General features: G+C 53.6%; 22 protein-coding genes. 17 read left to right on the forward strand and 5 right to left on the reverse strand.

The genetic code is table 11. The features are described 5' to 3' along the window. Nucleotides 1-18: 18 nt before the first annotated feature. The 8 genes from G6Q15_RS09375 to G6Q15_RS09410 all read left to right on the forward strand — a co-directional run bounded on the left by G6Q15_RS09375 (nucleotide 19) and on the right by G6Q15_RS09410 (nucleotide 6,026). Nucleotides 19-891, forward strand: coding sequence for a cytochrome c oxidase subunit 3 (locus G6Q15_RS09375; RefSeq protein ID WP_164118091.1), 873 nt, complete (start codon nucleotides 19-21; stop codon nucleotides 889-891). Beyond that, nucleotides 887-1,300, forward strand: coding sequence for a DUF983 domain-containing protein (locus G6Q15_RS09380; protein ID WP_240330835.1), 414 nt, complete (start codon nucleotides 887-889; stop codon nucleotides 1,298-1,300). The genes G6Q15_RS09375 and G6Q15_RS09380 overlap by 5 nt, the downstream gene beginning before the upstream one ends. Then, entirely contained in the window at nucleotides 1,297-1,884 is a 588-nt protein-coding gene (locus tag G6Q15_RS09385) for an SURF1 family cytochrome oxidase biogenesis protein (protein ID WP_164118095.1), read from the forward strand. The genes G6Q15_RS09380 and G6Q15_RS09385 overlap by 4 nt, the downstream gene beginning before the upstream one ends. Nucleotides 1,885-1,927: 43 nt before the next feature. After that, nucleotides 1,928-3,331 carry a threonine synthase gene (gene thrC, locus G6Q15_RS09390; protein ID WP_164118098.1) on the forward strand — a complete coding sequence of 468 codons (1,404 nt, stop codon included), beginning with the start codon at nucleotides 1,928-1,930 and terminating at the stop codon, nucleotides 3,329-3,331. Then, complete coding sequence (locus G6Q15_RS09395; RefSeq protein WP_164118100.1) at nucleotides 3,324-4,211, forward strand: class I SAM-dependent methyltransferase; 888 nt, start codon at nucleotides 3,324-3,326, stop codon at nucleotides 4,209-4,211. The genes thrC and G6Q15_RS09395 overlap by 8 nt, the downstream gene beginning before the upstream one ends. A gap of 15 nt (nucleotides 4,212-4,226) precedes the next feature. After that, nucleotides 4,227-4,610 carry a dihydroneopterin aldolase gene (locus tag G6Q15_RS09400; RefSeq protein WP_164118102.1) on the forward strand — a complete coding sequence of 128 codons (384 nt, stop codon included), beginning with the start codon at nucleotides 4,227-4,229 and terminating at the stop codon, nucleotides 4,608-4,610. Further along, on the forward strand, nucleotides 4,607-5,368 hold the full coding sequence (locus tag G6Q15_RS09405; RefSeq protein WP_164118104.1) for an SDR family oxidoreductase: 762 nt from the start codon (nucleotides 4,607-4,609) through the stop codon (nucleotides 5,366-5,368). The genes G6Q15_RS09400 and G6Q15_RS09405 overlap by 4 nt, the downstream gene beginning before the upstream one ends. A 79-nt stretch (nucleotides 5,369-5,447) precedes the next feature. Next, entirely contained in the window at nucleotides 5,448-6,026 is a 579-nt protein-coding gene (locus G6Q15_RS09410) for a fasciclin domain-containing protein (RefSeq protein ID WP_164118106.1), read from the forward strand. Between the two features lie 79 nt (nucleotides 6,027-6,105). Here G6Q15_RS09410 and G6Q15_RS09415 read toward each other — a convergent pair whose 3' ends face one another. Then, nucleotides 6,106-7,032 (reverse strand): isopenicillin N synthase family oxygenase, encoded by a 927-nt coding sequence (locus G6Q15_RS09415; protein WP_164118108.1) that lies wholly within the window; start codon nucleotides 7,030-7,032, stop codon nucleotides 6,106-6,108. Between the two features lie 124 nt (nucleotides 7,033-7,156). On the opposite strand from G6Q15_RS09415, the gene G6Q15_RS09420 reads away from it, so the two are divergent. Beyond that, entirely contained in the window at nucleotides 7,157-7,567 is a 411-nt protein-coding gene (locus G6Q15_RS09420; protein WP_164118110.1) for an EVE domain-containing protein, read from the forward strand. A gap of 6 nt (nucleotides 7,568-7,573) precedes the next feature. On the opposite strand, the gene G6Q15_RS09425 is transcribed toward G6Q15_RS09420, so the two are convergent. Then, nucleotides 7,574-8,371, reverse strand: a complete 798-nt coding sequence (locus tag G6Q15_RS09425; RefSeq protein WP_164118112.1) for a hypothetical protein — start codon at nucleotides 8,369-8,371, stop codon at nucleotides 7,574-7,576. 77 nt (nucleotides 8,372-8,448) lie between these two features. Between G6Q15_RS09425 and G6Q15_RS09430 the strand changes: the two genes are divergently transcribed. Continuing rightward, nucleotides 8,449-9,162 (forward strand): winged helix-turn-helix domain-containing protein, encoded by a 714-nt coding sequence (locus G6Q15_RS09430; RefSeq protein WP_275897598.1) that lies wholly within the window; start codon nucleotides 8,449-8,451, stop codon nucleotides 9,160-9,162. 3 nt (nucleotides 9,163-9,165) lie between these two features. Here G6Q15_RS09430 and G6Q15_RS09435 read toward each other — a convergent pair whose 3' ends face one another. Then, nucleotides 9,166-10,818 carry a thiamine pyrophosphate-binding protein gene (locus tag G6Q15_RS09435; RefSeq protein ID WP_164118116.1) on the reverse strand — a complete coding sequence of 551 codons (1,653 nt, stop codon included), beginning with the start codon at nucleotides 10,816-10,818 and terminating at the stop codon, nucleotides 9,166-9,168. 10 nt (nucleotides 10,819-10,828) lie between these two features. Then, a complete protein-coding gene (locus G6Q15_RS09440) occupies nucleotides 10,829-12,265 on the reverse strand; it encodes an NAD-dependent succinate-semialdehyde dehydrogenase (protein ID WP_164118118.1) in 1,437 nt (478 codons plus the stop codon). Between the two features lie 154 nt (nucleotides 12,266-12,419). On the opposite strand from G6Q15_RS09440, the gene G6Q15_RS09445 reads away from it, so the two are divergent. Next, nucleotides 12,420-13,343, forward strand: coding sequence for an SMP-30/gluconolactonase/LRE family protein (locus G6Q15_RS09445; RefSeq protein WP_164118120.1), 924 nt, complete (start codon nucleotides 12,420-12,422; stop codon nucleotides 13,341-13,343). Next, nucleotides 13,340-13,987 (forward strand): HAD-IA family hydrolase, encoded by a 648-nt coding sequence (locus tag G6Q15_RS09450; RefSeq protein ID WP_164118122.1) that lies wholly within the window; start codon nucleotides 13,340-13,342, stop codon nucleotides 13,985-13,987. The genes G6Q15_RS09445 and G6Q15_RS09450 overlap by 4 nt, the downstream gene beginning before the upstream one ends. 10 nt (nucleotides 13,988-13,997) lie before the next feature. On the opposite strand, the gene G6Q15_RS09455 is transcribed toward G6Q15_RS09450, so the two are convergent. Continuing rightward, the gene (locus G6Q15_RS09455; RefSeq protein ID WP_164118124.1) at nucleotides 13,998-15,713 is read right to left on the reverse strand and encodes an FAD-binding oxidoreductase; all 1,716 of its coding nucleotides are present in this window, start codon (nucleotides 15,711-15,713) and stop codon (nucleotides 13,998-14,000) included. A 174-nt stretch (nucleotides 15,714-15,887) separates the two neighbouring features. On the opposite strand from G6Q15_RS09455, the gene G6Q15_RS09460 reads away from it, so the two are divergent. The 5 genes from G6Q15_RS09460 (at nucleotide 15,888) to G6Q15_RS09480 (ending at nucleotide 20,491) form a co-directional block, all read left to right on the forward strand. Continuing rightward, nucleotides 15,888-16,595, forward strand: a complete 708-nt coding sequence (locus G6Q15_RS09460) for a CoA transferase subunit A (protein ID WP_164118126.1) — start codon at nucleotides 15,888-15,890, stop codon at nucleotides 16,593-16,595. Next, nucleotides 16,595-17,251 carry a 3-oxoacid CoA-transferase subunit B gene (locus tag G6Q15_RS09465; RefSeq protein ID WP_164118128.1) on the forward strand — a complete coding sequence of 219 codons (657 nt, stop codon included), beginning with the start codon at nucleotides 16,595-16,597 and terminating at the stop codon, nucleotides 17,249-17,251. Before G6Q15_RS09460 ends, G6Q15_RS09465 begins: the two co-directional genes overlap by 1 nt. 14 nt (nucleotides 17,252-17,265) lie before the next feature. Continuing rightward, nucleotides 17,266-18,228, forward strand: coding sequence for an NAD(P)-dependent oxidoreductase (locus G6Q15_RS09470; RefSeq protein ID WP_164118130.1), 963 nt, complete (start codon nucleotides 17,266-17,268; stop codon nucleotides 18,226-18,228). Next, entirely contained in the window at nucleotides 18,225-18,911 is a 687-nt protein-coding gene (locus G6Q15_RS09475; RefSeq protein WP_164118133.1) for a glutathione S-transferase family protein, read from the forward strand. The genes G6Q15_RS09470 and G6Q15_RS09475 overlap by 4 nt, the downstream gene beginning before the upstream one ends. 92 nt (nucleotides 18,912-19,003) lie before the next feature. Continuing rightward, nucleotides 19,004-20,491, forward strand: coding sequence for a SulP family inorganic anion transporter (locus tag G6Q15_RS09480; RefSeq protein WP_164118188.1), 1,488 nt, complete (start codon nucleotides 19,004-19,006; stop codon nucleotides 20,489-20,491). The last annotated feature ends 64 nt before the right edge of the window (nucleotides 20,492-20,555 follow it).

Raw genomic sequence — 20,555 nt, forward strand, 5'->3', positions numbered from 1 at the left:
GACTGTGGGGAATAAAACATGGCCGGAACCAAAAATCACGATTATCATATTTTGCCGCCAAGCATCTGGCCGTTTATCGGTTCGTTTTCCGTGCTGGTCATGGCGATGGGCGGTATCCGCTGGATGCATGAAATGGCATTTGGCGGCTGGATTTTCTTTGCCGGTCTCGCAGGGGTTCTGTTCACGTTCTATAGCTGGTGGTCTGATGTGATCAACGAAGCGCATTCTGGCGATCATACACCTGTCGTACAATTGCACCTGCGCTATGGCATGATCCTGTTTATTGCCTCTGAAGTCATGTTTTTTGTAGGCTGGTTCTGGGCCTATTTCGACTTTTCGCTTTTCCCTGTTCCGCTGGAACTGGCGGGCGAAGGCAAGGAACTAATCGCTACGAACATGACTGGGCAGGAAGGCGCGTCGTCGCTCCTGCAATGGCCGCCCAAGGGCTTGGAAGTGCTCAACGCATTTGAACTTCCGCTTCTTAATACTCTGATCCTGCTGTGTTCGGGCACGACGGTGACATGGGCGCATCACTCGCTCATCAATGGCAATCGCGATGGCCTGATAAAGGGACTGTGGCTGACCATCATCCTCGGTATCATCTTCTCCGCCGTACAGGCTTATGAATACAGCGTTGCGCCATTCCCGTTTGCCGGCATCAATTACAGCTCGGCATTCTACATGGCGACCGGCTTTCACGGCTTCCACGTTCTGGTCGGCACGATCTTCCTGATTGTCTGCCTAGTCCGCGCCTATAAGGGGCACTTCACCCCGAAACAGCATTTCGGTTTTGAAGCGGCGGCATGGTATTGGCATTTCGTTGATGTCGTGTGGCTGTTCCTCTTCGCTGCCATCTATGTATGGGGCGGCTGGGGCGCGCCGGTACATTAACTTGCCGGACGATATACCACCATCACCAAGGGGGCAGCCGGATACTCTCCAGGCTGCCCTTTTTGGTCTCTGCCCTGAATGCGGGCAGAAAACACTGTTTCGCAGCTTTACCGGCTTTGCTGATACATGCCGTGCCTGCGGCCTTGACTATCACGGTTACAACGTGGGTGATGGACCTGCAGCGTTTCTGACACTGATTATCGGCGCGGTGATATGCGCGTTGGCGCTCACGCTGGAAGTAACTGCCAATCCGCCATTTTGGGTGCATGCCCTACTATGGACACCGCTAACAGCTGCGGCTGTATTCGGCGCGTTGCGCGTTTCAAAAGGCGCATTGCTGGTGCTGGAGCATAAGAATCAGGCACATGAGGGGCAGCTTGCTGATAATGGCGAGGATGAACCCGAATGAAACGCATTCCGGTATTCGCGACTCTTGTCGTTATGGCAGCGGTGGCGATAATGATCTATTTGGGTATCTGGCAATTACAGCGAGCACAGTGGAAAAATGATCTGCTCGTCGAATATGCCGCCGCCGAAGGCAAATCAGTGGTGAAATGGCCCGTGCGCCCGGACCCTGAAAATCTACCGCTTTTCAGGCGGTCCAGTCTTGACTGCGGACAGGTTACTGGGTGGCGTAGCAGCAGCGGACGCAGCCGCAACAACACCGCTGGCTATGCGCATATTGCGACGTGCAATCTTGCAGGCGACGAAAACGCGACGGCGCAGGTTGTGATCGGTTGGTCCAAATCGCCCAAAAGTCCGGACTGGAACGGCGGCAGGGTAGAGGGCATTATCGGCCCCGACAGCAAGCATATGCTGCGGCTGGTTTCCGGCACGCCTGCTGATGGTTTCCGTTCCAATGCGTCACCTTCGCTGGAAAATATACCCAATAACCATATGGCTTATGCCTGGCAGTGGTTTTTCTTCGCCTTCATTGCTGCTTTGATCTACGTGCTGGCGCTTGTCAAAAGGGCAAAAGAAGACAGTGGATAAGCTAGGTCTTGCGCGCCGCTTTACCCCACTCTAGGAAAACACAATGGAATATATCAGCACCCGTGGGCAGGCAGATCCGCTTGATTTTGAAAATGTGACATTGGCAGGGCTCGCTGGCGATGGCGGCCTGTTTGTACCGCGCGTTTGGCCAAAATTCAGTGAAACCGAAATTTCTGATATGGCGGGACTGTCCTATGTTGAGGTCGCGGTGCGCGTGATGACGCCATTTGTCGGTAATAGTCTGGATGAGGGTGAACTGCGTGAACTATGCACACAGGCTTATGGCCGTTTCGCACATGCCGCAGTCACGCCACTTGTACAGCTTGACCAGCAGTACTGGCTGATGGAGCTGTTCCATGGGCCGACGCTGGCGTTCAAGGATGTGGCGTTGCAACTGCTCGGCCTGATGTTTGAAAAGTTTCTGGGTCGGCGCGACACGCACCTGACGGTTGTTGGGGCGACGTCGGGCGATACCGGTTCGGCGGCAATTGACGCGCTCGCGGGCCGGGAAAAGGTTGATATTTTCATGCTGCACCCCGATGGCCGCATATCCGATGTACAACGGCGCCAGATGACGACAGTGCTGTCGCCCAATGTTTATAATATCGCGATAGACGGTAGTTTTGACGATGCACAGACGATGGTGAAGCGCATGTTCAGTGATCCAAATTTTTCGGGCAAGTTCAATGTTTCTGCCGTCAATTCGATCAACTGGGCGCGGCTGATGGCGCAGATTGTCTATTATTTCGTGACGGCGCTGCAACTGGGCGCACCAAAACGGAAAGTCGCGTTTTCCGTGCCGACCGGTAACTTCGGTGATGTATTTGCCGGCTATGTTGCGGCGCAGATGGGATTGCCGATTGAGAAACTGATCGTGGCGACCAATGTGAATGATATTTTGCACCGCGCATTATCCACCGGCGATTATTCGGCGGGCAATGTGACTGCCACGCCCGCACCTTCTATGGACATCCAGGTCAGTTCCAATTTTGAACGTCTGCTGTTTGATCTGGAGGGCCGCGACGGGGGCAGGACGCTGACGCGGATGCAGAATTTTGAAAATGACCGCGCCATGACACTGGATGAAGATATGCTGACCGGGTTGCGTGGGCTTTTTGTGAGTGCCAGAGTCGACAATGAAGGCATGGCAGGGGCAATGCGCTGGGCATATGAGGAAAGCCGTGAAATTATCGATCCGCACACCGCCATCGGTCTGCAGGCAGCGCGTGTCAGCGGGATTGATGCTGCGACGCCGATTGTTACGCTGGCGACAGCACATCCGGCAAAATTTCCCGATGCGGTTGAACGTGCCACGGGTAATCGGCCCATGTTGCCGAGCCGGGTTGGCGACCTGTTCGAACGCAAGGAAGATTACGCCAAGTTATCCTGTGATTATGATGCAGTGACGGCTTATATTGGTGAAAGGGCGACAGCACGCCATGGCTGAACTAATCCGCGACATGATTATTATGGAAAGTAGTCCGCGTGATGATTACAGGCTGCTCGACAGTGGGCATGGCCGAAAGCTGGAGCAATACGGCCGCTATCGCTTTATCCGACCTGAGGCGCAAGCACTCTGGGCACCGCAGTCGGATGACTGGCAGGCGGATGGAGAGTTTGTCCCGGCATCGGATGAAGATGGCGGCGGGCGCTGGCATTTTAAGGGTCAGGTTCCCAGCGAAGGTTGGCCGCTTGCATGGAATGATGAGGTGCATTTTACGGCGCAATGCACACCGTTCCGGCATCTGGGCTTTTTCCCTGATATGGACCCCGTTTGGCGCTGGATGCGCGGTCGGTTGGAAGGCGTGGGCACGCCCGAAGCGATGAATCTTTTCGGTTATACGGGCGTTGGTACATTGGCATTGGCGGCGCAGGGTGTGAAAATGGTGCATGTCGATGCATCCAAGAAATCGGTGGCTGCAGCGCGGCAGAATGCGGCGCTGTCGGGAATGGAAGATTATCCGGTGCGCTGGATAATCGACGATGCCGCGAAATTTACCGCGCGCGAAGTCCGCCGTGGACGACGCTATGATGGCATATTGCTCGACCCGCCCAAATATGGGCGAGGACCCGATGGTGAAGTGTGGCGGCTGGAGGAGAAACTCCCTGGCCTGATCGCCGATTGCCGGCAGATACTCGATGACAGGTCGCGTTTCCTGTTCCTTACTGTCTATGCCGTGCGCATGTCGGCGCTCGCGCTGGGCGAGTTGCTAAGCGAGCAATTTGCCGGGCTGCCGGGTAAAATCGAAATGGGCGAGCTTGCCGTGCGCGAAGAAAGTTCGAGCCGGCTGCTGCCGACTGCGATATTTGCACGCTGGTCGCAATAGGGTAGGGATGCAGATATGATGGATAAAAAGCCTGACAGCCTGACTCTGGAAGTCGCAGATCTTGATGTTAATGTTCTGACCGGCATTTATTCGGAAGAGACAAAGCTCGCCCAGCCATTACGCATCACCATTCGCGCCGATCTGGAAATGGCGGATCATTATTCTCCCGAAACACCACTTTCTGCGTCCAAAAACTATATGGACCTGAAAGATGCCGTGATGGAGACACTGCCAAAAGACGTGCATTTCACGTTGATTGAGGCGGTGGCTGAACATGTTATCGAAACACTGTTCACACAGGACAGGCGCGTGCTGGCCGTTGAGGTCAAAATCGTGAAACTCGCCATTGCAGAAAATGGTGAATCGATTGGAATCACGATGTGGCGGTCACGGCCATGAGCGCACGGTTGGCGCTGGTTACGGGCGGATGCCGGCGAGTGGGAGCTGCTATCGCCGCACGTCTTGCGCGCGATGGCTGGTCATTGGCGCTGCACGGCCATAGCGATGCCGAGCCCGAAGATGCGCTGGCGGAAACACTCGCTGCACAGGACACGAACTGGCACGGCTTTGTTGCTGATCTGGCCGTGCCCGATACCTGCGCTGACCTTATCTCCGATGTGACGGCGTATTTTCGGCGCGCGCCTGATCTGCTCGTCAATAACGCATCGCTTTTTACCTATGACGATGCGGATAGCCTGACAGCCGAAAATATGGCGGCGCATTTTGCAGTGAATATGCAGGCGCCGGTGCTGTTGACGCAAAAGCTGGTAGCGCTGTCACAAAGCGATAGTGTGCCGTGTATCGTCAATATCGTCGATCAGCGGGTACGCAACCCGAATGGTGACCAGCTGTCCTATACGCTTTCAAAACAGGCGCTCGCAGAGTCGATACGAACGTTGGCTGTGTCATATGGCGCAAGAGCGCGGATTAACGGTGTCGCGCCGGGGCTCACATTGCCTACGGACGAATATGACGGTGCGCAAATGGCCGCGCTGGCAGGCAAGATGCCACTGGAGCGCCTGCCCGTACCCGATGACATCGCTGATGCTGTGCTGTACTTGGCCGAAGCGAAAGCGGTGACGGGTGAGATTATATTTGTCGATGGCGGAGCGCACCTGACCCATTTCGCGCGGGACTTTGTCTTTCTTGGTAAATAAACTCCCGTTTTTCGGGAACGATTCTGCAAAATGACTGTTACCCTTTCAGGAACTCCCCAATTCCGAAAGAAGGATCAAAATGAATAAGACTGTACAGTTTGTGGTTGCCGGATCTGTAGCGGCTTTGCTGGCCGCATGTGGAACGTCAGAGACTACAACCACCGAAAGTGACGCTGTTGCCGAGGATGTGATGCCGGTAGACGATACTGCCACTGGAACATCGTTGGTGGATGTCGCACAAGGTAATCCCGATTTTTCCACACTGGTCCAGGCCATGACGGCAGCTGGGCTAGGTGAAACACTGTCCGGAGAGGACGAGTTTACGATGTTTGCTCCGAACAACGCGGCTTTTGACAAGGTCGGGTCAGAAGCATTGACCGAACTCATGAAAGAGGAGAATAGAGACAAGCTGACCGGTATCCTGAATTACCATGTCATTCCCGGCAGAATGAAAGCGGCTGACCTCATCAAGATGATCGAGGATGGCGGCGGCAGGGCGAGCATGACAACCGTGCAGGGCGGTGATATCGGAGTCTCGCTGGACAGTGACAGGGTGACGCTGAGAGGCGCGGATGGCGCTATATCAACCGTCATCCTGACCGATGTGGATGCATCCAACGGCGTGATCCACGCCATTGACACTGTGGTCATGCCATAATCCTTGCTTTCCCATACTGGGTTGCAACGAAAAAAGGCCTCGCTCTCATGGCGAGGCCTTTTCTGTTTGAAGAAGTGGCCTATTTCAACCCGATTTCGCGGAGCCTCTCCTGCAAATAATCATCAGCAAGGATCGGTTCGGGATAGCGGTTTGGATTACCCTCGCTGATTGTGCCAGGTAGCGTTGCTATCGGGAAGTCTGAACGCAGGTGCAGGAAAAACGGCATAGAATAACGACTGTGCTGTGCGCGTTCGCTGGACGGGTTAATGACACGGTGCGTGGTGGATGGCAGCACATGGTTGGTCAGCCGCTGCAGCATATCACCCACGTTGATAACCAACGCACCTTCAGGCGGATTAGCAGGAATCCATTTGCCTTCACGGGTGAGGAGCTGCAATCCGGCTTCCTCCGCGCCCAGTAGCAAGGTGATGAGATTGATATCTTCATGTGCACCTGCACGGATGGCACCAGGCTCTGCATCTTTGATCGGTGGATAGTGGAGCAGGCGCATCACGCTGTTGCCATCCTCCACGCCTTTTTCGAACCAGTCGTCTTCCAGCCCCAGGTACACGGCAATACGCGACAGGATGATATTCCCGACCCGGTCAAATTCGGCGAATAGCGGAGCGAATGTCTCACGGAACCCTTCAGGGTGAGGTGGCCAGACATTGGGTGGCATACTGTCGGAAAGCGGGTGTCCTTCAGGTAGTTCGCGTCCGACATGCCAAAATTCCTTCAAGTCATGCTTGTCGGCATCCTTGGCGATTTCAGTGCCAAAAGCGGTATAGCCGCGCGCGCCGCCGCTGCCTTCGATTAGATACTGGCGTTTTTCCTCTTCGGGCAGGTCAAAAAATTCACGTGTCTTTTCCCATGCCTGCGTTACCAGGCTGGCATCAAGCCCGTGATCGCGCACAAGGGCAAAACCGAAGTTCTGGAAGCTCTGGCCGATTTCCTGTGAAAACTTTGCTGGATTATCGGCAAGCGATAGGACGGGAAGTTCTTTCATCTTTAATCTCTTTATTATGTCGTTTACGCTGTCTCTATAGCGACGGTAGAACAGATTTGCACTAGAGTGAACGCTGATTAATTATCAGGGTTCGGCAGCACATTATATGATGGAGATCAAATTCATGGCGAAATCCTATTGGCTTATCAAATCTGAACCCGATGCTTATAGCTGGGACGACCTTATTGCGGAAAAAGAAGGGACATGGGACGGTGTGAAAAATGCCCAGGCTTCAAATAACTTAAAAGCCATGAAGAATGGCGATGAGGCGTTTTTCTACCATTCACGCCAGGGGTTGGAGATAGTCGGCATTGCCGAAGTGACCGAAGAGCATTTCCCTGACCCCTTTGACGATACAGGCCGCTGGGTCGCGGTAAAAGTCAAACCGGTAGGTAAGCTGGATAACCCAGTATCGCTCAAGGCCATGAAGCAAAATCCTGGACTGAAAGACCTTGCAATAATCCGGCAGTCCCGACTGTCCGTCGCGCCAGTATCAAAGGCTGAGTGGGATGAAATTATGGATATGGCCAGATAGGTTCCATCAACCTTCCAAGGTTTTATCTATCACAGGACACGTTTTGGGCAAAAATTCGATTGCGTAACTATCTGTTTGATAACGGATCACGCGCGGAAAATTTCTGACTTTGTTTTTTGTAATCCAGTACCTGCCGCCACTGGCATTGGGCCCTGGTGGGTACACATCCCCAATCTGTTCGTGCAGCCATTTCACATCAATCCAGTTTACTGCCACTTCCTGACCATTATGCTCGATCACTTCTTCTCCAACCTTGCTAGCAGTAATCATATAAGAGGCATTAAAGTTGGTCATAAGTGCCTGCAAACTATAGGAGCCTTTGGTAAAATCTAGCGCTGAAAGCGGTATTCCCAAGATCATCGCATCATACATTTTTGATGATAGCATGCCTTCTTTTTCAATGTTTTTGCCTTGTTGAAAGATATTTGCCTTATAGCCATTATCATCAAATACCCATTGCTGATGAGCCAATACTTCTCCGCTGGGTGCCTTGAATGTCCGTTCTGTGCGGAGCGGTGCAAGCGACGAACGATCAATATAGTATACAGCCTTATTACTGATATCGTTGGGCAGTTTTGATGTATGTTCGATGCGCAATATGTGCTTACCGATAATCGTGGCCTCTTCGGTCAAGGGTTCGCCAGCTTGCCATTCGCCATTTTGAAAACTGCACTGCGACCATGCAAATTCATAGTCAGATATACTTTCTCCGCGAATTTGGCCATCCGCCATTTGTACCGGAATTGCTGTGCCAGCGGCTGTCAGCGCAGTCGCAAAAAGAACGGGGGATATAAAACTGATCACATGGACCTCCTGTCGAAAAATATGGTGGTTCAATAGATGGATTTCGCAATTGGCTGAAAATCTATTATTGTCTTTTCATGCTGACGAAAATTGCAAATTGGCCGAATCCCGAGATATCCGGCAAGTTCAAAATAAACTATCGCCGTCGGGAAATTCGGCGCGGTGCACAGCGCTTTGTTTTGCAAAACAGGTCCGTACAAGTTCTAAAATGCTTGATGGATGCCAAACCAGCACTGGTTTTACGGTCGGAACTGATCGATCAAATATGGGAGGGCAACCGCCTTACTGGTGAAAAAGGTATCAACCAGGCGCTATGGTCAATCAGGAACGCATTGGGGGATGATGCACGCATGCCTCGGTTCATTGAAACTGTGCCGCGGAAGGGGTATCGGTGGATTGGTTGGGTTGCTACGGATGAAGATAGGCGCAGGTCATTGTTATCTCGTCCTGTCCTTACGGCTTTGACAGCGATGCTATTCCTGACCGTTACTGGTTCCCAAAATGGCAGTAATATTTTGAGCTATAGCCAGGCAGAGGCTATCTTGTCGCCTGACGGTATTGGCAAAGCCTATTTTTCCGGCCGCGATATTATCGTCGAGCGCGGGAGTGCGCAAAGATACATTCTGAAACCTGCTGGCACAAAGTCATTTGGTATGCCGACATATTCACCGGATGGTAGTAGTCTGGCTTTTACGACCAGTTTGGATGGTCGTTGTGAGTTGGTCGTGCTGGAATTTTCCACGCGGACATATGAAAAATTTGCACCTTGTCCGGTACAAACATCCTCATAACCGTCATTTGTTGCGCAAACCACTTACCGTCACGCCGCTGGCGGCGATCTGTTCGATGTCGGTTTTCAGGTGCAGTAGCTTGATACCTTTATGCTGCATTGCTTCGGCAAGGGCAGGGGCAAATTCTTCAGTTTTCTCCACCGTCACCGTCCATGCACCAAAGGATTTGCCGAACAGGGCGAAGTCAGGGTTTTTGAGGTCTGTACCTGATAGCCGCGTGGGGTATTCGCGCTCCTGATGCATGCGGATTGTGCCGTATGTGCTGTTGTCGACGATAATCACCAACATATTACAACCATATTGTGCAGCAGTGGCGAGTTCTTGTCCATTCATCAGGAAATCGCCGTCACCTGCTACTGCAATCACTGTACGTTCAGGATGGCGCAGCGCGGCGGCAACGGCGGCGGGGACACCGTATCCCATTGCGCCTGCAGTTGGTGCGAGTTGGCTCGGCATCTGGCCATAATGCCAATAGCGATGCCACCAACCGGAAAAATTGCCCGCGCCGTTGCAGATAATGCTGTCGAGCGAGAGGGTGTCGCGCATGGTAGCAACGCACTGACCAAGATCGAGCATGGCTCCGCTTGGCCTTGGTGTGGACCATTCCAGCCATTCGGCATGCGCCTGAGCGCCCGCATCGAAACTAAGCAGGTCATGGTCCCATAGCGCCGCACTTTCGGCAAATTCATTCATGTCTGCGCAGATCGGCAGGTCAGTGCGGTAGATATGATCCAGTTCATTGGGGTCCGGGTGGACATGCACCAGTGTCTGGCCGGGATGGTCCGGCGTGATGAGTGTAAAGCCATCAGTCGTAGCTTCGCCGAGCCTTGCACCTACCGCCAGCACCAAATCGGCATTTTTGACACGCTCAATGAGCTTGGGGTTCGGGCCATAGCCCAGGTTCCCGGCATAGACGCTGCTGTCATTGGCTATTGCATCCTGCCGCCGGAAAGCCGCCGCCACTGGCAGGCCGATATTTTCAGCAAACTGCTGGAAATGGTCACGCGCCTTGGGTGTCCAGCCCGCACCGCCGATAATGGCGATCGGGTCAGTCGCATCAGCGAGCAGGTCGGTGAGCGCGATCATGGCATCGGGGCAAAGCGGCTGGGCAGGTGCGTTGATTTTCGGGCGGTCCAGCGCTTCCACCTCATCGCACAGCATGTCTTCAGGGAGTGCGATAACGACAGGGCCAGGGCGGCCCGACATGGCGACGCTATAGGCGCGGGCGATATATTCGGGAATGCGTGCGGCATCTTCGATCCGCGTACTCCATTTGGAAAGTGGTGCGAACATGGCGGGCAGGTCGACTTCCTGAAACCCTTCGCGGTCGCGGTCGCCGCGTGCAACATCGCCGATAAACAGGATCATCGGAATGCTGTCCTGCATCGCGACATGCACGCCGATACTCGCATTGGTTGCGCCAGGGCCGCGGGTTACGAAGGCGATGCCGGGCTGCTGTATCATGGCACCATCAGCGGCGGCCATAAATGTAACCCCGCCTTCCTGACGGCAGACTATGGTTTCGATTTCGGGCGCATCATGCAGCGCGTCCAGCACGGCAAGAAAGCTCTCTCCCGGAACAGTAAACAGCCGGTTACAGCCTTGCGTGACAAGCTGATCCACTAATATGCGGCCGCCAGTGCGTGTGTCGGTCATGCAGATTTCCTTATGCCTGATGCACGGCTTTGGTGACGAGATAGGCTTCCAAGCCTTCAATGGCATCTTCGCTGCCATAGCCGGACTGTTTCATCCCGCCAAACGGTGTATCAACACCGCTGATGCCAACAGTATTGATGCCGACCATCCCGGCCTCAATCATGTCACCCAGTTTATTTGCCTGTCGCCCGTTTTCACTAAAGGCAAAGGCCGCCAATCCAAACGGCAGGCGGTTGGCCTGTTCAATCGCTTCGTCGAATGTGTCAAATGGCCGCATCATGGCAACGGGCCCGAACGGTTCATTATTCATGATCTGCGCTTCCAGCGGTACATCGGCCAGCACGGTAGGGCGGAAGAAAAAGCCTTCATTGCCTATTCGGTCACCACCAGTTGTAACGCGCGCACCCTTGTCGCGAGCATCGCTGACTAACTGCTCAATTGCATCGGGACGGCGGATATTTGCCAGCGGTCCGATTTGCGAGGCATCATCCATTCCGCTGCCGACCTGCATCGCTTCGGTACGTTTGGTGAATTCGTCCACGAACCGGTTATAAATACCTGATTGCACGTAAAAACGTGTCGGGCTCACACAGACTTGACCTGCATTGCGGAATTTTTGCGGCTGGATGATATCCAACGTGCGATCAAGATCGCAATCGTCGAACACCAGCACAGGCGCGTGCCCGCCCAGTTCCATGGTGTGGCGTTTGACTGTGTCTGCGCACAATTTAATTAGATGCTTGCCAACCGGAACCGAGCCGGTGAAGCTGACTTTGCGGATAATGGGTGATGCGATCAGGTGGCTGCTCACCATATCAGGAACGCCGAATACCAGCTGTGCCACATTGCCAGGCACACCCGCATCGATAACGCACTGCATCAACGCGACAGCGCAAGCAGGCGTTTCTTCGGGGGGCTTGCAGATGATGGAGCAGCCGGCGGCGAGTGCCGGAGCCAGCTTGCGTGCCATCAGGAAAAGCGGGAAGTTCCACGGGCTGAATGCTGCCACCGGTCCCACGGGCTGACCCAGCACGACCGAGCGCTGTCCAGGCTGACGCACCAGAACGCGGCCATAGCTGCGCTTGGCTTCTTCGGCGAACCATTCGAACAGCCCTGCTGAACCCAGTATTTCGCCCATCGCTTCACGTAGCGGCTTGCCTTGTTCCATCGTGAGCAGGGGAGCGATATCCTTGACGCGCTCGCGCAAGTTCTGCGCCACCTGTCGCAATATCGCACCGCGTTCGTTTACGTCACGTGCGCGCCACTCGGCAAAGCCGGTTTCGCTGGCCTCCAGTGCGCGGTCAAGGTCATCTTTGGTGGCGAGCGGAAGCTGAGCGATTGTCTCGCCTGTCGCCGGATTGATGACCATATGCGTATCGCGCGATCCTGTCTCCAGCCATTCGCCGTCAATATGCATAGGTAGTTTTTTGGGATAGCTGACTGTCATTGCAGGGACTCCGGATCGCTGGTTTCTTGTGCAACCAAATCCCTAAAACAGTTGACGCGGCGGGGCAATGACAGTCATCTGCATAAAGTGAAAATAATAATGCAGGCATGTCAAAGCGCTGCTTTGCCAAGAGCAGTACAAAAGGAGGAATGCCATGGAATTAGTAGCAAGCGGACTTCGTTTTCCAGAGGGGCCCATCGCGATGGCGGATGGCAGCGTGGTACTGGTCGAAATAGAGGCAGGACGCATTACGCGCGTGGCCGAAGATGGGACAAAGTCGGTTATTGCCACACCGGGCGGCGGCCCCAATGGCGCGGCGATTGGCCCTGATGGCAAGCTATATATCTGCAACAACGGTGGCTTTCATTATATAAATGGCGGCACTGACGAAGCACCTTTCCTCGTTCCTCATGGCCAATCGGACGATTATTCAGGCGGACGGATTGAACGGATTGATATCGGTACGGGCGAGGTCGAGATTCTTTATAAAGATGGCGACTTTGGATGCAGTCTGCGCGGTCCCAATGACATCGTGTTCGATCAGGCGGGCGGCTTCTGGTTCACTGACCATGGTAAGAACCGTCCGCGTGAGCGTGATGTAACCGGGGTATTTTATGCAAAGGCGGATGGAAGCCTTTTGAAGGAGGTGATTTTCCCGTCCGAAAACCCCAATGGCATTGGCCTGTCTCCGGATGGAAAACGACTTTATGTGGCCGAAACCTATACCTGCAAACTCTATGTCTATAATATAGGTGAACCAGGAGAAGTCATTTTTGATCAGGGCCTTTTGGGAGATAGCGGACAGTTTTTATATTCTCCGGCAGGATACAGGTTTTTTGACAGCCTGGCTGTAGATGGCGATGGCAATATCTGTGTGGCGACGATCGGTGAATGCGGCATCAGCGTGATTTCACCGGACGGCGAACTGGTTGAATTTGTGGCGACAGACGACCCATTCACCACAAATATATGCTTTGGCGGACCCGATCTACGCACCGCCTATATCACCCTGTCTGCCACCGGGCGGCTTGTCAAAATGGACTGGCCGCGTGAAGGGCTGAAGCTGAATTATCCATGAGCAGGATCACGACCATCATTTTCGATTTTGGCGGGGTGATTACCTCGTCTCCGTTTGAGGCGTTTAACCGTATGGAGGCAGAGCGCGGACTGCCGAAAGATACGGTACGGCGGATCAATTCGGCAAATCCCGACAGCAATGCCTGGGCACGGTTTGAGCGGGCAGAAATCGATGCAGCGGCTTTTGATGCGGCTTTTGCAGAGGAAGCTGCAGTGCTCGGGGTCGAGCTCAAAGGTGCAGACGTGTTGGCCTGTCTTGCAGGAGACGTAAGACCCGCCATGGTAGCCGCACTAGATGATCTGAAGGAGCGCGGATATAGGCTGGGTTGCATCACCAATAATGTACCATCGGGCAAAGGCGCTGGCATGGCGGTGACAGAGGAAAAAGCGGCTGAGATTGCCGGTATCATGGCGCGATTCGACCATATTATCGAAAGCTCGAAAGCGGGTATCCGCAAACCTAACCCGCGTATCTACCGGATGATGTGCGATGTGCTGGATGTCATGCCTGACCAGTGCGTCTACCTGGATGACCTGGGCATCAACTGCAAACCTGCCGCGGCAATGGGCATGGTAGCCATCAAGGTGGCCAGCGGAGAGCAGGCGCTTGCTGATCTAGGCGTCTTGCTGGGCATGAAGCTATAGAATACCCTGTTTAAGACAGTGTTCTCCCCATCAGGCGTAACTGCCAGTATTCGGTAAAGAATATATTATGCGGGTCGCGCGCCGCGCGCAAGGTAAGGAAGTTTGCGAGCTTTGGCAGGTTGTCTTGATAGTACCTGGCCCAGAACGGGAAATCATATCCGGGGACAAATTTGCCCCAGTGCAGCCGGAATGGTACATTATTGTCCAGAAAAACATTCCAGTACTGCTGAAAAAACGCGTGCTTCAGGTTGGGGTCACTGTCATTATTACGGTACCAGAACACATCAAAGCGTACACAACCATGGCAGTATTCATCACTGCCATCAGTATAGGCCGGGTGCAGCCATGCGCTGCTAGGTGCGCCGCCATAGACTTCGGTGGCATAATATCCCGTCGCAGGGGAACCGGCCGTATCAAACATATCGTTGAGCAGGTTCATGGCGCGTTCGCTATGTTGGATGGGAATCCATATTTCGGTGAACTCTGTGCCCATCATGACATCATCGGCAGTGTTATCCATGCACAGGCTACGCCAATAATAATCCTGAAACATGGTAGGTTTGCCGGGTTTGGTCATGGGTTGAAATATGGGTAGGGCATAAGGAAATAATGCGCGGATAATCGATGGGAACAACGCGAATATAATGATTGGAATCATCATTATGATGCCGATAACAACTGTAATAAGCCACGACAGAAAAGACGCCAGAAAGCCGCCTATTTTATCTGACCATAGCTTGGCGACGTTGCTCCTAAACTGTTTGAAATTACGCCCTATTTTGGGCATTTCCTGAAAAATAGAATTATTCCCTAATGTGGTGAAGAATATGGAAGCGAGCAGTTGTTCCGCCTGTCCGCCAAGGTCAGGGGTAAATTCCTGATAAGGCGCGGGCATAAAAGCTTCAGGCTGTGCAGCGGGGTTACGCACAGCTTGCCATATGACAACACGTTCGGTCTTTTTCTGCGGCCACCACATCATTCGGCTATAGGGTGTCATTTCGAAAAAGCGACGCATGGATGGCTGGGTCGCATCACCAGGTCCAAACAGGTCGATCGGGCAATCCGTTTTGGTGATCGATGTGGTCACTTCCTGCCCGTAAATATTATACATAGGCGCGAGTTTGAGGCGTACCTTGGTGACAATGCCGAGTAGACCAAGCGACAGCGACATGGCGTCAAATTCTGCATCGCCCTTTTCAACCCAGGTAATATTGCCCGTACCGTCAACCACACGAAAAGCGATAACATTGTCGAGCGAGTAAGTGAGCGACCCACCCGCAGATCCTGTAGCGGTAAAGCCGCTTATCGTTTGGTGTGTAATCCCGCCAAGGTCATTTATTGCCCAGCCTTTCTGGTAAAGCTGGTACAACAGGCTGTTTTCCTGTGTCGAAACGCCAAATGGATCGTCCGGCACCTTGCCCAGATGGATGCCCGCTTCGGCCTCGGCAATGCCGCCGGCCTCATCAATCCAGTCCAGCGCATACATCTGATCTAGAGCAATATTGATATTGGGTCCCACAGGTGGCTCTGTTTCGCAAATCATATTCTGCGGCCTGCCGTCTACGGGATCGGTAAAAATGCTCCAGCCAACCGAATGTCCTGCACCGCGTACACGTACCTGTAAGGCGTTTTCCGCTGCGTACTTGACCAGTGCGATGACATCGTCTTCATTTTCAGGATGGTAATAGCCGTCTGTCCCTCGTGCGATAATATGCGAGCTCGCCATAAATATTCCTCTGTTACAATATTTTACACAGTATCATCTTTCGTAGGACTTACCAAGACATCGACATATTCCGACGAATTAAAAACTTTTAATGTATGTGGCATACGTATGATTGCGGCGGCGACCAATCCTCGTTATGAAGTGGTGAAATTCGGTAAAAAAGGTGTCCCCCCTATGAAGAAAATCTACCCTGATGCGGCCGCAGCGCTTGATGGCCTGCTGTTTGACGGCATGACCATTTGTGCGGGCGGCTTTGGCCTGAGTGGCATTCCCGAGCGCCTGATCGATGCGATCCGTGATAGCGGGGTGAAGGATCTCACAATAGCCTCCAATAATGCGGGTATTGATGGTGAAGGGTTGGGCAAGCTGCTGCGTACGCGGCAAGTAAAGAAAATGATCTCCAGCTATGTGGGTGAGAATAAGGAATTTGAACGGCAGTTTCTGGCTGGTGAACTGGAAGTTGAGTTTTGTCCACAAGGCACGCTCGCGGAACGCTGCCGTGCGGGTGGTGCGGGTATCCCTGGCTTTTATACCAAGACCGGCGTTGGAACGCAGGTGGCCGAAGGCAAAGAGCACAAGGAATTTGATGGCGAGACGTACATCATGGAGCGCGGTATTTTTGCGGACCTGTGCATTATCAAGGGTTGGCGGGCGGATACAGCCGGCAACCTACAGTTCCGCAAGACGGCGCGTAATTTCAATCAGCCCATGGCAACAGCAGGCAAGATCTGTGTGGCTGAGGTCGAGGAAATTGTCGAACCTGGTCAGATTGATCCTGACGCGATTCACCTGCCGAGCATCTATGTGAAGCGCATGATTAATGGATCGCCCTATGACAAGAAAATCGAATTCGTGACAACACGCGAGCGGGAGACAGCATAATGAATGACGCAAGAAAAGGCTGGGACCGCAACGAAATGGCGGCGCGCGCCGCAAAGGAGCTGGAAGACGGTTACTATGTCAATCTGGGAATTGGTATCCCGACACTGGTAGCCAATCATATCCCGGATGGTGTCGAAGTGACTCTGCAATCCGAAAATGGCATGCTGGGTATCGGGCCTTTCCCGTATGGAGGTGAAGAAGATCCAGATCTGATCAACGCGGGTAAGCAGACCATCAGTGAATTGCCGCAATCGAGCTATTTCAGCAGTTCTGACAGTTTTGCGATGATCCGCGGCGGGCATATCGACCTGACTGTGCTGGGCGCGATGGAAGTTGCGGAAAATGGTGATATTGCCAACTGGATGATCCCTGGAAAGATGATCAAGGGCATGGGCGGTGCAATGGATCTGGTCGCGGGCGTCAAGAAAATCATTGTCGTGATGGACCATTCGAGCAAGGCAGGCGATCCCAAGTTCATTCCCGAATGCACCCTGCCACTGACAGGACAGAATGTGGTCGATATGATTATCACCAACCTGTGCGTTTTCCGGCGCGACGACCATGACAGCGTGTTCAGACTGGTCGAACTGGCACCTGGCGTGACTGCTGAAGATGTCGCTGCGCAAACCACGGCGGAATATGAGGTGGCTGTTTAAGGGCAGGTTTGTCGATGAATGTCCTCCTCACCGGATCATCGGGTTGGCTGGGCCGTTTTCTGGCCCCGATGCTAAGGGGGGCTGGACATCAAGTCACGGGCCTGGACGTTGTGCCGGGCGCGGATACCAACATTGTTGGCACTATAGCAGACCGCATAATTGTTGATCGCGTCTTTGCCGATTACGGTATCGAAGCGGTGATCCATGCCGGTGCACTGCACAAGCCCGACATTGCGCGCTATGCCGCACAGGCTTTTGTCGACGTCAATATCACTGGCACGCTCAATCTGCTCGAAGCCGCAGTTGTTGCTGGGCATGACCGTTTCATCTTCACCTCCACAACATCGCTCATGATCCGGGCTGATGTGCGTGCAGGTAAAGAAGGCGGCGCGCGCGAGGCATTCTGGTTGGACGAGGATTTCGGGCCGCTCAGGCCGCGCAATATCTATGGCGTGACCAAAATGGCGGCTGAACATTTGTGCCGGTTATATCACGATCTGCATGGCATTAGCGCGATGGTTTTGCGCACCGGACGGTTTTTTCCCGAAGAGGATGATACACACCGCACCCTTTCCGGACCCAACATGAAAGCGAACGAGTTTCTGAACCGGCGGCTTACCGTTGAAGACGCTGCACGTGCGCACCTCGCAGCATTGGAGTGCGCACCGCGGCTTGGCCATGAAACCTTTGTCCTGTCCGCACCGACTCCCTTTGCACGGGATGAAGGAACCGCTCTTATCGAAGATGCACCAGCGGTCATTGCACGCTATTTTCCAGATGCTGCGGAACTCTATGCATGTCAGGGGTGGCAGCTTCCAGCCTATATCGACCGCGTATATGATGCGAGCAAGGCGCAGCAAATGCTCGGGACGCCAATGCAGACCGGTTTCGGTGAGGTCCTCGAAGCGATACGTGACAAGAAACCGCTGCCATTTCATCATGATGCAACCTATGTTTCGCCCAAGGAGTCCCAATGACATACACGCTCACCACCGCAAACCGGAATTATTCGAGCTGGAGCCTGCGCCCCTGGGTGCTGATGCGCGCCTTGGATATCCCTTTTGATGAGCAGGTGGTGGAATTTTCCGGCCAGTCAAATTTTGAGGAATTCCGGCAGTTTGCCCCCAATGGCATGGTGCCATGCCTTGATGATGATGGGTGCACAGTCTGGGATTCGCTGGCGATACTCGAATATCTGGCCGAACGGCATGAAGGTGTTTGGCCCACGGACGATGGTGCCCGCACCTGGGCTCGCTGTGCGGCGGCGGAAATGCATAGTGGCTTTTCAGCGCTGCGCAATATCTGTCCGATGAATGTGGGCGTGCGGGCTGAATTACATGAAGTAAGTGATGCGCTTGCCAAAGATGTGGCGCGTATTGCCGAGCTCTGGGCCGAAGGGCTGGAGCACTTTGGCGGGCCATTTCTGGCAGGCAAGAATTTTACCGCCGTGGATGCGTTCTATGCACCCGTAGCCTATCGTGTCCGCACCTTTGGGCTTGAAGTGGGTGATGTGGGGCATGGCTGGGCACAGCAAATGCTTGACCATCCTGCCATGTGCGCGTGGGAGAAGGCTGCACTGGCGGAAACGCACCGTGAAACCGCGCATGAAGAAGAAATCGCGGCGGTAGCAACAGTAACTGCAGATTACCGGGCGAAGTAACGAAACGTCTTGATAAACGATTGCATATGCGTCATATGCGCGCATCGATATTGCTGCAGTGCAGCATAACACTTTTCCGAAAGACTGTCACTATGCCCTTGCACCGCAAGATGAAACGCGACTGGCTGAGCCAGCCCAAAACCGAATTTCTGGCTGGCCTTGTAGTCGCACTGGCGCTGATTCCCGAAGCTATTGGCTTTGCATTGATTGCGGGCGTTGATCCACAGGTTGGGCTGTATGCCAGTTTTTCCATTGCCGTGATTACGGCGATACTGGGTGGTCGTCCGGGAATGATCTCGGCGGCAACGGCAGCTGTGGCCGTGCTGGTCATTCCGCTGGTGCGCGACCATGGTGTGGAATATCTTTTTGCGGCTACGGTACTGATGGGCGTGTTTCAGGCGATAGCTGGTTTTTTCCGTCTCGACTTGCTGATGCGCTTCGTATCGCGTTCGGTGATTACCGGCTTTGTAAATGCGCTTGCGATCTTGATCTTCATGGCGCAGTTGCCGCAACTTACCGGCGATAACTTCAAAATTGAAACCTATGCGATGGTAGCCGCGGGCCTTGCGATTATCTACTTGCTGCCCCGTCTGACAAAGGCCGTACCATCGCCATTGGTTGCAATCGTTCTGTTGGCCGGTGTCAGCATGTATTGGGTATTGGATGTCTCAACAGTAGGTGACATGGGTAAGCTGCCGAGCAGTCTGCCGATGTTCCACCTACCGCAAATTCCGCTGACGCTGGAAACCTTGCAGATTATTGCACCCTATGCGGCTGCGATGGCGGCGGTTGGCTTGCTGGAATCGCTCCTGACGGCATCAATCGTTGATGACATGACCGAAACACGCAGCGCAAAGCGGCAGGAATGTTATGGCCAGGGCGTGGCTAATTTCTTCACGGGCTTTATTGGCGGTATGGGTGGCTGTGCGATGATTGGTCAGTCGGTCATCAACATCAAATCGGGTGGCCGTCACCGGCTGTCCACGCTGTTTGCCGGCATATTGCTTATTATTCTGATCGTGCTGCTTGGGCCATGGGTAGCCGCTATCCCGATGCCCGCATTGGTTGCTGTCATGATATTTGTGTCAATCAGCACGTTCCGCTGGAAATCATTTACTGAAATCACACACCACCCCAAGGCTTCTACGGCGGTTATGGTGGCAACGGTTATCACTGTGGTTGCTACACATGATCTGGCCAAAGGTGTGCTGGTTGGTGTTTTACTCAGCGGCATATTGTTCGCGGCAAAAGTGCGTAACCTTGTTAAAACCGATACCCGCCTTGAAGGCGCTACACGCCATTACATGATTGGCGGGGAGATATTCTTTGGCTCCGTCGATATTGTGACAGAGGCCATGGAGTATGGCGAAGAGGATGTTAATGCTGTGGTGATTGATGTGACCCATGCGCATTTCTGGGACATTTCGGCAACTGGAGTGCTCGACAAGGTTGTTGCGCGTCTGCAGGGCGAGGGCAAGCAGGTGCAGGTCATCGGTATGAACAAGGCAAGCGCTACCTTGGTTGAGAAGTATAGTGACAATGAAAAGCCGTTTGAGAGCCTGGGGGTTGTGGGGCATTAGTGCCAGTTGCGTCATACGGCGTGGTGATGAATATGTTGTCTGCGCTGGCAACAGCGCCTAGGCT

This window comes from Sphingorhabdus sp. Alg239-R122 (assembly GCF_900537065.1).
Taxonomy (GTDB): Bacteria; Pseudomonadota; Alphaproteobacteria; order Sphingomonadales; family Sphingomonadaceae; genus Alg239-R122.